At 37.3% G+C, this 15613-nt stretch carries 12 protein-coding genes and 3 pseudogenes; 11 read left to right on the plus strand and 4 right to left on the minus strand.

Annotated elements, in window-relative coordinates:
- Nucleotides 1-222 (minus strand): annotated as a pseudogene (locus CEV08_RS09855) (helix-turn-helix domain-containing protein); the annotation flags it as partial.
- Between CEV08_RS09855 and CEV08_RS03755 the strand changes: the two are divergent.
- The 3 genes and pseudogenes from CEV08_RS03755 to CEV08_RS03765 all read left to right on the plus strand — a co-directional run.
- Nucleotides 212-532: pseudogene (locus CEV08_RS03755) on the plus strand (ParB N-terminal domain-containing protein); the annotation flags it as partial. The pseudogenes CEV08_RS09855 and CEV08_RS03755 overlap by 11 nt on opposite strands.
- Before the next feature lie 191 nt (nucleotides 533-723).
- A pseudogene (locus CEV08_RS09860) lies at nucleotides 724-855 on the plus strand (CopG family antitoxin); the annotation flags it as partial.
- Between the two features lie 33 nt (nucleotides 856-888).
- Nucleotides 889-1212 (plus strand): HigA family addiction module antitoxin, encoded by a 324-nt coding sequence (locus CEV08_RS03765; RefSeq protein WP_100130431.1) that lies wholly within the window; start codon nucleotides 889-891, stop codon nucleotides 1210-1212.
- 9 nt (nucleotides 1213-1221) lie between these two features.
- Here the strand turns inward: CEV08_RS03765 and CEV08_RS03770 are convergent, their stop codons facing one another.
- Nucleotides 1222-2145, minus strand: a complete 924-nt coding sequence (locus CEV08_RS03770; RefSeq protein ID WP_100130432.1) for a YopJ/AvrA family T3SS effector serine/threonine acetyltransferase — start codon at nucleotides 2143-2145, stop codon at nucleotides 1222-1224.
- Nucleotides 2146-2733: 588 nt separating this feature from the next.
- Between CEV08_RS03770 and CEV08_RS09500 the strand changes: the two genes are divergently transcribed.
- Complete coding sequence (locus tag CEV08_RS09500) at nucleotides 2734-2874, plus strand: hypothetical protein (protein ID WP_180753545.1); 141 nt, start codon at nucleotides 2734-2736, stop codon at nucleotides 2872-2874.
- Nucleotides 2859-3083 carry a hypothetical protein gene (locus CEV08_RS03775; RefSeq protein ID WP_100130433.1) on the plus strand — a complete coding sequence of 75 codons (225 nt, stop codon included), beginning with the start codon at nucleotides 2859-2861 and terminating at the stop codon, nucleotides 3081-3083. The genes CEV08_RS09500 and CEV08_RS03775 overlap by 16 nt, the downstream gene beginning before the upstream one ends.
- Before the next feature lie 604 nt (nucleotides 3084-3687).
- Here the strand turns inward: CEV08_RS03775 and gltA are convergent.
- Nucleotides 3688-4983: a citrate synthase gene (gltA, locus tag CEV08_RS03780; protein ID WP_100130434.1), complete on the minus strand. Its 1296-nt coding sequence runs from the start codon at nucleotides 4981-4983 to the stop codon at nucleotides 3688-3690.
- A 267-nt stretch (nucleotides 4984-5250) separates the two neighbouring features.
- Nucleotides 5251-6681, minus strand: coding sequence for a glutamate--tRNA ligase (gene gltX / locus CEV08_RS03785; RefSeq protein ID WP_100130435.1), 1431 nt, complete (start codon nucleotides 6679-6681; stop codon nucleotides 5251-5253).
- 112 nt (nucleotides 6682-6793) lie between these two features.
- Between gltX and CEV08_RS03790 the strand changes: the two genes are divergently transcribed.
- The 6 genes from CEV08_RS03790 to CEV08_RS03815 all read left to right on the plus strand — a co-directional run bounded on the left by CEV08_RS03790 (nucleotide 6794) and on the right by CEV08_RS03815 (nucleotide 15612).
- Nucleotides 6794-9070, plus strand: a complete 2277-nt coding sequence (locus tag CEV08_RS03790) for a ComEC/Rec2 family competence protein (RefSeq protein ID WP_100130474.1) — start codon at nucleotides 6794-6796, stop codon at nucleotides 9068-9070.
- Between the two features lie 333 nt (nucleotides 9071-9403).
- A complete protein-coding gene (gene rpiA, locus CEV08_RS03795; protein WP_100130436.1) occupies nucleotides 9404-10108 on the plus strand; it encodes a ribose-5-phosphate isomerase RpiA in 705 nt (234 codons plus the stop codon).
- Between the two features lie 97 nt (nucleotides 10109-10205).
- Nucleotides 10206-10763, plus strand: coding sequence for a DUF2059 domain-containing protein (locus tag CEV08_RS03800; RefSeq protein WP_100130437.1), 558 nt, complete (start codon nucleotides 10206-10208; stop codon nucleotides 10761-10763).
- A 204-nt stretch (nucleotides 10764-10967) separates the two neighbouring features.
- Nucleotides 10968-12359: a glutathione-disulfide reductase gene (gor, locus tag CEV08_RS03805; protein ID WP_100130438.1), complete on the plus strand. Its 1392-nt coding sequence runs from the start codon at nucleotides 10968-10970 to the stop codon at nucleotides 12357-12359.
- 71 nt (nucleotides 12360-12430) lie between these two features.
- On the plus strand, nucleotides 12431-13822 hold the full coding sequence (locus tag CEV08_RS03810) for a class II 3-deoxy-7-phosphoheptulonate synthase (RefSeq protein WP_100130439.1): 1392 nt from the start codon (nucleotides 12431-12433) through the stop codon (nucleotides 13820-13822).
- 128 nt (nucleotides 13823-13950) lie between these two features.
- Entirely contained in the window at nucleotides 13951-15612 is a 1662-nt protein-coding gene (locus CEV08_RS03815) for an NAD+ synthase (protein WP_100130440.1), read from the plus strand.
- Nucleotide 15613: the final 1 nt, after the last annotated feature.

Genomic DNA, 15613 nt, shown 5'->3' on the forward strand with positions numbered 1-15613 from the left:
CCGCGCGTTCCGTTATATTTTCAGGGGGGAGTTTTATTTTTGCGTTGCGATAGGTTGTATAAGCTATACGATCGAGTTTTTTCATGAGTCCAGTAGGAATGGTAGGCGCTTTAAAACCTACTGCTTTCGCTTTTAGCATATTGCTAAACATTTCACCTTCACCAGTGAGAAGCAATGAAAGTCTACGCCATAAATTTTGTGATAGGCGATTACGATGGATGCTGGTGTGCACCGGCTTTGTGCTGCGGARCTTTTGGGCTATAGTGATATTGATGCCGTTGTGRTGCARGCTGATAAGGACAATGCTGCGCTTTTAGAAGTGGTAGAAAACCTCTTTCGCAATGAGTTGTCATGATTGACCGTGCGCTTTTTGTGCAAACTTATCGCGGATTGTGGGAGAAAAAGTGTGGGGAAATTAAGCGTGGCGGTGAGCACGGTAATCGATATACAAAGGACAAAGTGGCAAAAGGGTAAAGTTTACCCTTTGCCAAATGATGGTGACTTAAATGGCAAAGTGCCAAGTCTGCACTTTGATCTCCCCTTAAAAATCCTTCGAAAAAAATAAATTGATGCAAAACCTGCTGTCAAATTATGCAAAACCCGATGAAAAGCTACAAGAATGATAAAGAATGAACTGTTTGTGCGTCCTGTTAGCGCCATGCACCAAAAGGAGATCGACTTTTGTGAAAACCTCTCAATTAAAACAAATACCCTAAAGAAGCTTCTATGAATATTTGCTTGCCTCAAGCTCTTATGAAGGCTTTAAAGGAAAAAGCTAGAAATCAAGCTATCCCTTATACACGCTATGTTCGACATCTCATCGAACGAGATTTGCAAAAAAGCCATCATAATTAATCTATCCTAGATCATTGATTATAGGAGGCCGAGATAAAAAATTATAGAGTTATACATCTTGGAGAAATTTTACGAGAGGAATATTTAAAAGAATATGCTCTTTCTGCTTATGCCTTTGCAAAAGCATTGAATGTTCCACGCGCGAGGATAGAACGTATTATTGCGGAAAATAGTCCAATAACTCTTGATACGGCTCTCAGACTGGTTTCTTTTTTTGATGCTACAGCTAAGTTCTGGCTTAATGTGCAAGCTGCTTATGATGTTCATGCTTTACAAGCAGAAAAAGCAGATGAATTTGCCAAAATCAATAAATTTGAATGTATATTAATTTTCAATCATATTGCTCAACAACATTAAAGAATTATATCATAACCTAATCAAAGATTGATATTCGCGAATTCTTTTTTTGTGTGATGAAACAGACATATTTTTATTATCTATTAAAAATGAATTTTTATCAAATCTCTCATAAATATTTTCATTCTTCTTATTAATAATTTCCTTTTTAGCTCGCGGATTTGACTCTATATACTTATTAAGGCGGTTTATACTTTGTACGTGTTTATAAAAAGTGACTGGAAGATAATTATCTAACTGATCAGGAGATAAAAAAAGATCATCTGATTTACATAAGGCACCATCAATATTCGCTTTATGTAATTTATTTAACTTATTAGATTCGCAATAGAGTTTTTTAGCTAGAGCTAAACTAAAAATTCCACATTCAGAAGCACTTCGTTGAATATCCATCTCCACCATAGAAAAGTGATAATTAGGCAATTGACTTTCTTCAAGAGCTATTTTTGCTCTCATTGCCAACACCGCTGGTGGCATATGCTTGAATGCTACAGGTTCAAATAATATCAAGGATGTTTGATGATTGATAGTTTTATGATCAACGACTGCAAAATGAATATTGTCATTCCCGAGATTAATTATTATCCTAGAGGACTTGATTCCCTCATCAATTGTATTTTTTATTAATGTAGGAATTTTCTCTGGTGTTTTAGAAAATTCAAGCTTCATCTGCGGATATTTTCTATTTGCTTGTTCTACTAGAGCAGGCATCATTTTGAGATCTACTTTCCCATAAAGAGTGTTAGTCCAATCGCCATTGGTGATGTCATTCTCTAGATGTGCAATAATATTTTCTAACGTTTCGTCATCTCTAAATATAAAATCGTGTCTTTTTCTAAATAAAGCCCTTTCTTTTTTTTCAGATACAACGACTTCTTCTTCTTTTTGTTTTGAACAACAGATTATTTTTAATAAATTTCTCAGCGTTGGCATAATTAATCTCCATGCTAATAACTAGCACGGAGCGATAGTTCTATATTTTGGTTAAAAAATGAAGAAAAGCCCGAAGAATCCTATGTTATATTTAGTGACAGGTGGAAGTATTCTGGATAATATAAATGAAGCTCATATCCCATCCAACCTCTCTTTACAGAATATACTGAAGCCATAGGGAGCATTTGTGCCCTCTACGGCTCTTGGAGTGGAGATGCCTTTTGGTGTAGGAAATCATTCACCTCTGCTAAATGCATAGGAGGATGTCTCACACGAACTTAAACCTCATGTTAATAAACAAATGCCACCGCAAGCACAGACATTAGCGCATGTATCCCTCCACCCCCTTCTTAACCGTCAGATTTAAAGCAGTTTTTACAGTCCAATATTTATCAGTTTTTTCAATCAGATGCGTATCAGAAGCTTAAAGATTTTTTTGCAGGTATGGTAGCATCAGGCGGTTCTAGATGGGATGCCTTTGCAAATGGTGTGAAGCATCTTAATGAAGATGATAAATGAAGAGGGCTGGTTAACCGAACCATCGAGTATCTAAAGTCTAAAGGCTACAGCGAAGAAGAAGCGCAGAGTATGGCAAACAATCTTCAAATGCTTAGTGCGTTACTCACAGGTGGTGATACGCCTAAGTTAAGTAAGGATTTTCAATGGTATAGCAATCAACAGACAGGTGAACGAGCAATGAGACAGATAAAGGGGTGCTACAGGAATTAGAGTATAATCAGAAGAAAAAAGAAATAGAAGATTGGGAAATAAATAAGAGAGATGCTGAAGATAGAGCCTATTCTCAAATTAAAAATACTATGGGTGCAATTGATAAGGCTCTGGATATTATAGAGAAGAATCCACAATGGGCAGCAGGTATAGGAGGCAGTTTTGCTCAGATTTTCCCAAGAACTGATGTAAAAATTTTAAAAAATTAATTAAAACAGCTTGAAGGTGGTATCTTTAATCAAGTGATTGCAGGAATTAAAGCGCAAAGTAAGAATTGAATCGTAGGTGTTGGAGCTTTATCTAACGAGGAAAGCAGGCGAATAGTAGAATCTTATGGATCTTTGGATCTTAGTGATAAACCAGAAGCATTATATCAAAGGATTTTAAGCATTAAGGATATGGTTGATTGTTTTAAAAAACTGAATGAGGAAGAAACTTATAGGTTATCAAGATGAATAAAAAGTTTTTGGCATCGTAAAAAGCATTTAAGATGAGTCTTTTATTGAGGGAAGATAGAGAGTAAAATGTAAGGTTTTAAACATAAAGAAATGATGAGGAATATGCTTCATTAAAGAGAATGCAAGGTAAAATTTTCGATTTTTTTCTCAATGTTTGGCTAATTTCCAAAGGAACGTTCTCACTTTATTTATAGGGTCCAAATTGAGAACTTTTTCATAAGTCTTACGATAATGATATTATCTCTATCGATAAGAGTTTTTAAGTTAGACTTTATAAAACTTTTAAAAGAATAATTTTTTGATTATTTTCAATAAAGCCTCAATTTATTGAAGCTTTATTGATTGAATAATTTCTTTAATTTACACGTTCATCTATAGGAACATAGTCACGTGTGGCATAACCTGTGTAAAGTTGACGAGGGCGACCAATTTTTTGTGCAGGATCTTCAATCATTTCTTTCCACTGCGCGACCCATCCGACGCTGCGCGCTAATGCAAAGAGAACAGTAAACATTTCTGTTGGAAAACCTAGAGCTTTTAAGGTAATGCCAGAATAGAAATCAACATTGGGATAAAGCTTTTTCTCAATAAAATATTCATCACTTAGAGCAATTTTTTCAAGTTCTATTGCAATATCAAGGAGTGGATCATCTTGAATATTAAGCTCTTTTAAAACCTCATGACAGGTTTTTTGCATGATTTTTGCACGTGGATCATAATTTTTATAGACACGGTGACCAAAGCCCATAAGGCGGAAAGGATCATTTTTATCTTTTGCACGTGCAATAAATTCAGGAATTCTTTTAATAGAACCTATTTCTTGTAGCATTTTTAGACATGCTTCATTGGCACCCCCATGTGCTGGCCCCCAAAGACATGCAACACCTGCAGCAATACAGGCAAACGGATTAGCACCCGAGGATCCAGCAAGACGTACCGTAGATGTAGAAGCATTTTGTTCATGATCAGCATGAAGGATAAAGATTTGATCCATCGCTCGAGCAAGTACAGGGTTTATTTTATATTCTTCACAAGGAACAGCAAAGCACATACGGAGGAAATTGGCAGCATAACTAAGATCATTGCGTGGATAAACAAATGGTTGTCCGATACTGTATTTATAGGCCATAGCAGCAAGCGTTGGAACTTTTGAGATAAGACGAACAGAAGCAATCATTCTTTGGTGAGGATCTGTAATATCAATAGAGTCGTGATAGAACGCAGACATAGCACCAAGGCAAGAAACCATGACGGCCATAGGATGGGAGTCACGGCGGAAGCCTTGGAAGAAGCGTGCAAACTGTTCGTGGACCATGGTATGTTGCATAATACATTGATCAAAGTCGTTTTTTTCTTGCTGTGTTGGGAGCTCCCCATAAAGGAGAAGATAACAACTTTCGAGAAAGTCACCTTTTTCGGCCAATTGGTCGATAGGATAACCACGATAAAGCAATATGCCCTTATCACCATCAATATAAGTAATTTTTGATTCACAAGAGGCTGTTGAAGTAAAACCAGGATCATAAGTAAAAATATCAGTTTTTTTGTAGAGAGAAGCAATTTCGATGACTTCGGGCCCACTGGTGCCTTTACGTAAGGGAAGTTCTACTTTTTTATCATTCACAATAATATGTGCGTTATTATCAAACATTCGGTATTCCTTTCAAATCCTTCTCTTCTAAAAATTAACACTCTGCTTCATCAGAGTGCGAAATATATAACAACTGAAGCTTTTCTTACTTATATTGACAGCAAATTGCTTCTATTAAAGTGAGGACATGCAATCTAAAAATATTTCCTTATTGATCATTATTACTCAATAAAAACTGTATTTCAATGATATAAGATAAAAAACTCTTTTAGATCACGTTGAGATATCTTCCTAGATATTTATGTGAAAAGATATACTCTATACACATTATGAATCTATTGTTGTGATGAGTTGGTCTTTGATGCGATGAAGAGATTCATCGCGTCCCAATAAAATGAGAACATCCAAAACACCTGGTGATGTTGCACATCCTGTAAGAGCTGCGCGAAGTGGTTGGGCGATAGATCCAAATTTAAGATTCTGTGTTTGGATATAAGAACGAAGCATTTCATCGAGAGCTTGTGTATCCCAAGAGGGGCAAGCTTTCAAGGCAATATAAAGATCGTTTAAAATGGTTCGTCCATTTTTATCTAAGAGCATTTGTGCTTCTTCATTAAGCTGTAATGGTCGTTGCGTAAAAATGAAGGAGGCATTGTCAATTAGTTCGCACAGTGTTTTTGAGCGTTCTTTCAAATGTGGAATTGCTTTGAAAAATTGAACACGGCGTTGTTTATCAAGTCTTTCAATGATTTGTGCTCCCCCATCGGTTTCTGGTAAAATATCAAGAGCGGCATCAAAAAGTTCTTGATCATTGCTCATGCGCATGTAGTGTCCGTTGATGGAATCGAGCTTTTTGAGATCAAAACGAGCAGCACCTTTGTTAATATCTTCAATATCAAACCAAGAAATCATATCTTTAAGTGACATGAGTTCGTCATCACCATGGCTCCATCCTAAACGAACAAGGTAATTACGCAAAGCAGCAGGAAGGTATCCCATGGTTCGATAAGCATCAACACCGAGCGCACCATGTCGCTTTGATAATTTTGCACCGTTTTCACCATGGATGAGAGGAATATGGGCCATAACAGGAATATCCCATCCCATAGCTTTAAAGATGATCGTTTGTCGGGCTGCATTGGTTAGATGATCATCTCCACGGATGATATGTGTTATACCCATATCATGATCATCAACAACAACAGCATGCATATAGGTAGGCGAACCATCAGAACGCAAAATAATAAAGTCATCTAAATCTTTATTAGGAAAACAAACATCACCTTGAACACGGTCGTGTACAATTGTTTCTCCATCTTCAGGAGCTTTGATGCGAATAACAGGTTTTATACCTTGAGGCGCTTCAGAACGATCACGGTTACGCCAACGTCCATCATAACGTGGGGGGCGTCCTTGTGCACGGGCTTTTTCACGCATTTCAGCTAACTCTTCAGGTGAGGCATAACAATAATATGCTTTGCCATTCTGGACCAACTGTTCGGCAACTTGGCGGTGACGTTCTGCACGTTCGAATTGCGAAATAGGCGAACCATCATAACTAAGCTCCATCCAGTGCAAGCCATCTATAATGGCTTTTACAGCTGCTTCTGTTGAGCGTTCTCTGTCTGTATCTTCAATGCGTAGAAGCATTTTTCCACCGGTATGTTTTGCATAAAGCCAATTAAAAAGAGCAGTACGAGCACCACCAATATGAAGAAATCCTGTAGGTGAGGGGGCAAAACGAGTAATAACAGACACGAATATTTTCCTTTAAATTGAGATATTACTTATGTAAATTTATAGAAAAGGTATGTTAGCATAGGTGATGGGGTGTGCAATAGCTGCATTGCAAGTTAAAGTGGGGGTGCAGATGTTTAATCAAAGTAACGTTAAAGAGGGGGTATTGGTCAGATCTGTTACAGAAAGAAAAGGCGCATGTCAAATAGGGCAGGGTGTTTTTTCTAGCTGTGATGATGCAAAGAATGGCAGTGATAACCAACAAAAACTTTTTTTATTGATACTTTTAAAAGAAGCAATCATTTTTGTTAGAAAATGGTTAGCGGATTGTATCAATAAAGAAATTTCTTTTGGAATCCTTTTTTCACTGATTTTAGTCTTTTTTTCCCTAGGAATCATTTTTTATTTTCATTTAGAACAGGAGCCAAGTTGGGAACAATTGGGGGCATTGGTCAGTATCTTTTTGGGAATATTCTCTATTGCACATATTTATCGAAAAATATGGATTCCTACGGGATTTTTGTTTTGTATCGTCTTGGGGGCTTTGGCGGCAAAAATAGAAACGTGGCGTATTGCAACACCGATGTTAAGCAGTAATATTATCACAACATTGACGGGAAGAATTGTTTCTATTGAATCAGACTCCAAAGGGGGATTTCGTTTAGTTTTGGATGTTTTAAGTACACAAAAGCCTGCATTACGCCATAGTCTTTATCGTGTTCGTTTATCGGCAAGATATTTGCCATCTGGATTAGCAATTGGTGATGGTCTGTATGGGAAAGTTAAGATTCGTGCATTTTCTGGGCCGGTACGCCCAGGAGGTTATGATTTTAGTTTTCATAATTATTTTAAAGGTATTGGGGCTCAAGGTGTTTATTTAGGAAAACCCAAAAAAGTATCCGTTTCGCAGCCGGATGGAATATTCGCTATCACTCTACAGAAAATTGAAAATTTACGCATGAAGATGACGCAAAGAATCCGTCTCGCTCTTGAAGGAGAGAAGGGAAGTGTTGCGGCGGCTCTTATAACAGCACAGCGTGCTGGTATTTCAGATGAGACAAATGAAGCATTGCGTACGGCTGGATTAGCCCACATTTTATCAATATCTGGTTTACATATGGCTTTGTTGAGTGGCCTGGTTCTTTTGAGCATCCGTAGTTTTTTAGCGTTTTTTCCAGTTTTTTCTTCTTATTATTCAAGTAAAAAATTTGCTGCTATCGTTGCATTTATGATAACGGCTTTTTATTTGCTTTTGTCAGGCTTAGCAATATCAGCGCAAAGAAGTTTTGTGATGATTGCTGTTATGTTGGTTGCTATATTGTGTAATCGCTCTGCCGTAACAATGCGTAATTTTTCTATTGCTGGACTGATAACTCTGGCGATTAGACCCCATGAGATATTAGGACCTAGCTTTCAAATGTCTTTTTCTGCAACGGCTGCTTTGATTGCTTTTTTTGGTTGGTGGAGTGGAAGATCATTTTTTCGTAAAAGGAAAAGAACATTCTCCTATGTTGGAGAAGGAGTGATAAATTTTGCTTTTTTATCAATATTTTCAACATGTGCATCTTCGTTTGTAGCAGGGAGTGCAAGTGGAATTTATGCTGCTTATCATTTTTCTAATATGGCATCTTTGAGCATTATCAGTAATGCTTTTGCTTTGCCTGTCATCTCAATTTTAGTCATTCCTTTTGGCTTAATCGCAGTTCTTGCAATGTTGGGAGGATTCGAATGGTTTCCTCTTCAAATTATGGGGTTTGGTGTTGATCTTGTGATAAAGATTGCATACGCTATCAAGGCTATTTCTCCTGATTTGAATCCTGGTTTTATGCCGTTGTCTGCGTTGGTTTTATTGAGTATAGGCTTGGTGGGTTTGACCTTTTGCAAAACACCCATCAGGCTTTTTTTTAGTTTTTTTATCTTGACTGGTATTTCTATTTATATCATGCATTCATCTGTACAATTAATTATAGCAGATAATATGCGTCTCGTGGGTGTTGTCCATGATAAAAAATTATATATTGATCGTTACCATCATTCTAAGTTTACCACATCCATATGGAAAAAGTCATTTCGTTTGAATGAAACGATTAAGCCAACAAAATATGGTCCTTCGTTTCATGGACAATTTATTTGTGATCGTTATGTATGTGCATCTTTATTGGACAATGGATTAAAAGTTATCGTTTTACGTGGAGAAATAGATCACTGCATAGAGGCAGATATCCTTATTCAGACATTTGTAGTGCATAATCCAATATGTCATAAGAAGGCAAATATAACATTTACTCCCCAGCAATTGTTATCAAGAGGAAGCGTTATGATGACTAAAAATGGGGATATTATTTGGTCTTCGCTAGGGTTTCATAGACCATGGAATATGCACAGAGAGCACTCACAAAAAAATATATAATTTTCGCATTTTTTCATGGCTGGACAATTGACAAAACAAAAAATAATAGAAGGCTTCTCTGATATATTTTTACGTTGTTTAAATTGATTCATTTATCAATTTCATTATAAATGAGGGAAATACTCACAAATTTTTTCAAAAAAATAAAAAAGATAATTGTTGATTATCCTCTTTTATTCTTATCATATATTTCTATAATGAGTAACATCTCTTCAAGAAAAAGATGATGGTTAACTTGATAGAATTTAAGTCAAGGGGCTGCCTTTTATTATCATTGTATAAGTGGTGAGAGTGGTGATAAATGTTGTTTGCGGATAAAAGGTAAAGTTATTCATGGATGTTCAGCAGTTAAAAAAAAGAGCCGCTGTTAAAGCGCTTGAATTTATTGAAGATGATATGCGGCTTGGTATCGGATCTGGTTCAACTGTTAATGAATTTATTCGTCTTCTTGGTGAGCGTGTTGCAGATGGTCTGCGTGTAACTGGTGTTGCTACTTCACAATATTCTGAACAACTCTGTCATAAGTTTGGAGTGCCTGTTCGCACTTTAGAAGAAATGCCTGAGCTGGATCTTGATATTGACGGAGCAGATGAAATTGGTCCTGAGATGATGCTCATTAAAGGAGGAGGGGGAGCATTGTTGTATGAAAAAATTGTTGCATCGGCATCTCGTGCAATGCTCGTTATTGCTGATGAAACAAAAGTGGTCAAAAGACTTGGTGCTTTTCCACTACCGATTGAAGTAAATCCATTTGGTGTCCAGACTACATGCAAAGCCATCGAAAAAGCCGCTAATGACTTAGAACTTTCTGGAGGAATTGCATTGCGAATGAATGGAAACAATCCTTTTAAAACAGATGGTGGTCATTTTATTCTTGATGCATTTTGGGGATGCATTTTGCAGCCCAAATTATTGTCGGATGCACTTCTTGCCATTCCTGGCGTTGTTGAGCATGGTCTTTTTTTGGGGTTGGCTTCACGTGCAATTGTCGCTATGGTTGATGGTCAAATAAAAGTTTTAGAGCCATTTGATTTTTAGAAAAGACATTTACAGGGTGATGTGTTAGCACAATTAAAAAAATTTTTGGGTAGAATAACGAATTTAAATTATAATTAGCGATTGGGGTAATCATTAAATGAGAGTAATATTTTCTTTTCAGCGTTTTTTCGTATATCTTGGTGCAATTGCCATTTTTTTTGTGAATATTGGAATGGTTCACGCACAAGGTGTGAGTGATCAACATTTAGATTCAGCCCGAAAGACGATTAAGGCCATTCATGCAACGGATCAATTTGATAATTTTTTACCAAATGCAGTCCATGATTTCAAAAATCAACTGATCAGTGATGATCCGAATTTGGCAACAGATATTTCTAATATCGTTGATAAGAACGCACTTGCTTTAATTAAAAAGCGCTCTGATCTAGAAAAAGAGATCGCTCATGTGTATGCAAAATATTTTACTCAAAAAGAGCTTGATGCAATCACAGCATTTTATAATTCTGATACCGGTAAAAAGTTTTTGACAGAGGTTCCCAATATTGCACGTGATTCCTATTCTGCATTTGATGTATGGCGTTCTACCTTTATGGAGGAACTTGTAGAAAATGTGAAAAAAGAAGTGACTGAAAAACTTAATTTGAATAATTCTGCGACGCCTACGAAATCAGAGGCTTCAGAAAATAAAAAATAATTTGATTGAAGTCATAACAGAAATCGGCAGTTTCTGATTTTTTAAAGAGCGGCGGTTTTCCCGCCGTTTTTAATATTTTAATTAAGGGGCTGTTTTTTTAGACGATTGCTTTATAGAAAAATGCTCCTTTAAAAGAAAAAAAACTTTCATTTGATAATAAATGACCTTAGCTTATTGTTGTAAGTATATGAGAAGGAATAGTTTGTGGGTTCTTTTGATTTTGATTTATTTGTTATTGGAAGTGGGTCTGGTGGGGTGCGTGCAGCACGTCTTGCTGGAGGACTTGGTAAGCGTGTTGCTATAGCGGAAGAATATCGTATAGGGGGAACCTGTGTTATTCGTGGTTGCGTTCCCAAAAAGCTTTATGTTTATGCTTCACAATATGCAAAAGAATTTAAGAAAAGCATGGGTTTTGGGTGGAAATATGCGGAGCCAATTTTTAGCTGGGAAAAGTTGGTTGAAGCTAAAAATAAAGAAATATCAAGATTAGAAGGGCTGTATCGTAAGGGGTTAGAAAATAATAATGTGCATATTTATGAAAGTCGTGCTACTTTTATTGACGATCATACATTAGAGCTTTCAGCTACGGGTGAGCGGGTGACTGCGGAAAAAATTTTGATTGCAACGGGGGCAAAAGTTGCACCAAATAAGACCATAGAAGGTGGTGATCTTTGCCTGACTTCTAATGAGATTTTTGACCTTGATAAACTCCCGAAATCAATAGTTATTGTTGGTGGAGGGTATATTGGTGTTGAGTTTGCTGGTATTTTTCATGGACTAGGTGTCAAAACAACCCTCCTTCATCGTGGTGATTTAATTCTCCGTAATTTTGATCATGATTTGCGCCAATTGCTCAGCGATGCAATGATTGAAAAAGGAATTTCTCTTCTCTATGGAGTCACAATTTCTAAAGTGAAAGCTGTAGAAAACTATTATGATATTGTTTTATCAAATGGGCAAACAATTAGCACTGATAAAGTTATGTTAGCCACGGGGCGTATGCCCAATACCGCTGATTTAGGACTTGAGAGGGCAGGTATAGAAGTTAATGAATTGGGTGCTGTTATTGTTGATGAGAAAATGACAACAAATATCCCCCATATTTGGGCTGTGGGGGATGTCACGGGGCATATTCAATTAACACCTGTTGCGATATATGATGCGATGTGTTTCGTTAAGACAGCATTTGAGAATATTCCCACAAAACCTAATTATGATTTAATTACAACAGCAGTTTTTTCACAGCCCGAGATTGGGACGGTAGGTCTTTCAGAAGAAGAGGCAATACAGCGTTATAAGCATCTTGAAATTTATCGTACAGTCTTTCGTCCTATGCGTAATGTTCTGTCTGGTAGTTCAGAGAAAATGTTTATGAAGCTCATTGTTGATGGTGAAAGCCGTATTGTTGTAGGTGCTCATATTTTAGGAGAAAACGCTAGTGAGATGGCACAACTTATTGGAATATCTCTCAAGGGAAAGCTGACAAAGGATATCTTTGATGAAACAATGGCAGTGCATCCAACAATGGCAGAAGAATTGGTAACGATGTATAAACCAAGTTATATATATGAAAATGGGAAGAAAATAGAAAGTTAAACAATACCCCATAGTGTGGTAAAAAGTTTTTGACATGCCAAGCTGTAAGCTTAATTTTTAGAGAGAGTATAATGATAAAAGAATGGGCACCTAACTCTTGGAGAAAAAGGCCGATTAAACAAGTTCCGACATATCCGGATAAGGCTATATTGGAAGATGTTGAACGAAAGTTGAGAAGCTATCCTCCTTTGGTCTTTGCCGGTGAAGCACGTGATTTAAAAAATGAATTAGCCGCTGTTGCGAAAGGCAAGGCTTTTTTATTGCAAGGTGGTGATTGTGCTGAAAGTTTTGCAGAACATGAGGCTGATAATATCCGTGATTTTTTTCGTGTATTTTTGCAAATGGCCATTGTTTTAACCTTTGGTAACTCTAAGCCTGTTGTTAAAATTGGTCGTATTGCGGGCCAATTTGCAAAGCCCCGCTCTTCTGATATAGAAAGCAAAGAAGGAATTGAATTTCCCGTTTATCGGGGGGATATTATTAATGGCATTGAATTTGGAGCCGATTCTCGTATTCCAGATCCGCAACGGATGTCTATGGCTTATCGTCAATCTGCGGCAACACTTAATCTATTACGTGCGTTTTCACAAGGTGGCTATGCTAATTTAGAAAATGTTCACACATGGATGTTGAGTTTTATTTCTAATAGTCCTCAGGGGGAACGTTATGAATTATTGGCAGGGCGTATTTCTGAAGCAATTGATTTTATGCGTTCCATAGGGATTACATCCAAAACGCATTCTTCATTGCGTGAAACATCTTTTTATACCAGTCATGAAGCGCTTTTGCTTGGTTATGAAGAGGCTTTGACGCGGATTGATTCAACTTCAGGAAATTGGTATGCAACATCTGGCCATATGTTATGGATTGGTGACCGCACACGTCAAATTGACCATGCTCATGTTGAATATTGTCGCGGTATTAAAAATCCTATAGGGTTAAAATGTGGTCCTTCCATTGAGCCTGATGAGCTTTTAAAATTAATTGATATTTTAAATCCTGAAAACGAACCGGGGCGGCTTACTCTTATTACACGCTTTGGATATGATAAGGTTGAAAGTTATCTGCCTAAACTCATCCGTGCTGTTGAACGCGAAAAGCGTGAGGTTATATGGTCATGTGATCCAATGCATGGAAATACGATTACGGCCAATGGTTATAAGACCCGTCCCTTTGATTATGTTTTAAAAGAAGTAGAGGATTTTTTTGCAGTGCATCGTGGAGAGGGAACGTATCCAGGAGGGATTCATATTGAGATGACAGGTCGTGATGTCACTGAATGTACGGGTGGGGCGCATGCTATTTCTGTTGATGATTTATCTGATCGTTATCATACGCAATGTGATCCACGCTTAAATGCAGATCAAGCGTTAGAGTTGGCTTTTCTTGTTGCTGAACTCCTTAAAAAAGACCGTGCAGCTGATCCGTTAGCACTTGCTGCTGGTGGGGCTGTTGGTGGGTAGGCGAAAATTTGTCTGACATTTTTTATTTTAGATCATTATGGCAGAAAAGAGTTTTTACAAAGTAATTTTTTTTTGAAGATGAAGAATAAAGTTGTCGTTGTCAAACTGATAAAGTGATACAAAATCTTATGAAAAATAACTTTCGAATAGCTGTTGCTCAATTAAATCCTATTGTCGGTGATATTGAGGGAAATTTTTCTCTAGCCGCTATGGCACATCAAAAGGCTAAAGAAGAGGGGGCTGACCTTGTTTTATTGACTGAGCTTTTTATAAGCGCTTATCCACCGGAAGATCTTGTTCTAAAATCTGCTTTTACAAAAACATGTGAAGAGGCTGTTGAGAGGTTAGCAAAAATAACCATAGGCGGACCAGGAATTGTCATTGGTCTTCCATTAAAACGCAATGGCAATATTTACAACGGTGTCATGCTTCTTGATGAAGGGAGCATCATTGCCGAAAGCTTGAAGTTTGATTTGCCTAATTATGCTGAGTTTGATGAAAAGCGTCTATTTTCTCCAGGACCACGTCCTGAGCCCATTATTTACCACGGGATAAAATTGGGAATAGTGATTTGTGAGGATCTATGGAATGATTTCTCCCTTAGTACAGAGCTTAAGGATAAAGGCGCTGAAATTATTCTTGCTCTTAACGGATCTCCCTACTATTGTAATAAAACCTTAAAACGTATAGACGTTGTTCATACACAAGCTCTACAATCTGGAGTGCCAATTATCTATGCTAATCAAGTGGGTGGTCAAGATGAGCTGGTTTTTGATGGGGGGTCTTTTGCCTTAAACGGAAAAGGTGAAAAGGTGTTTCAAATGAAACACTTTGACAGCCATCTTGCTTTGAGCCATTGGCAACAAACAATGACGGGATGGCACTGTATTTTAGGCCCTAATGAAAGTCTTTTCAATGGATTAGCGGCTGATTATCAAGCTTGTGTTTTAGGTTTGAAAGATTACGTTAATAAAAACGGCTTTAAGGATGTTGTCCTTGGTCTTTCAGGAGGCATTGATTCAGCCCTGTGTGCGGCAATGGCGGTGGATGCTCTTGGTGCTGAGAGGGTTCGCACCATTATGATGCCCTATCATTATACTTCGCAAGAATCATTGAAAGATGCCAAAGAATGTGCTGATCTTTTAGGATGTCACTATGAAATCATATCGATTGCACAACCCGTTGATGCGTTTTTGAATACAATGGCACCTGTTTTTTTAGGGTTACCCTCTGATGTCACAGAAGAAAATCTTCAAAGTCGTATACGCGGTACACTTTTAATGGCTCTTTCAAATAAATTCGGCTCAATGGTGGTAACGACAGGCAATAAGTCAGAAATGGCTGTGGGATATGCAACACTATATGGTGATATGAATGGCGGGTTTAATCCTCTTAAAGATATCTATAAAATGCAAGTTTATGCCTTGGCTGAGTGGCGCAATAAAAATTATTTGCACAATTTAAAAGGACCAGAAGGAATTGTCATTCCATCCAATATTATAGAAAAAGCGCCTTCTGCAGAGTTGCGGGAAAATCAAAAAGATGAAGATTCTCTTCCACCTTATCCTATTCTAGATGATATTTTGCAATCTCTTGTAGAAAATGACATGAGTATTGGTGATATTGTTCAACGCGGATATTCGCGGGGAATTGTTGAGAAAATTGAACAGCTTCTTTATGGTGCTGAATATAAAAGGCGACAATCTGCACCTGGTGTAAAAATTAGTTATAAGAATTTTGGACGCGATCGTCGTTACCCCATTGTCAATCATTTTCGTGATAAAAGTTGAG

It is taken from the genome of Bartonella tribocorum (assembly GCF_002778015.1).
Taxonomy (GTDB): Bacteria; Pseudomonadota; Alphaproteobacteria; order Rhizobiales; family Rhizobiaceae; genus Bartonella; species Bartonella tribocorum_B.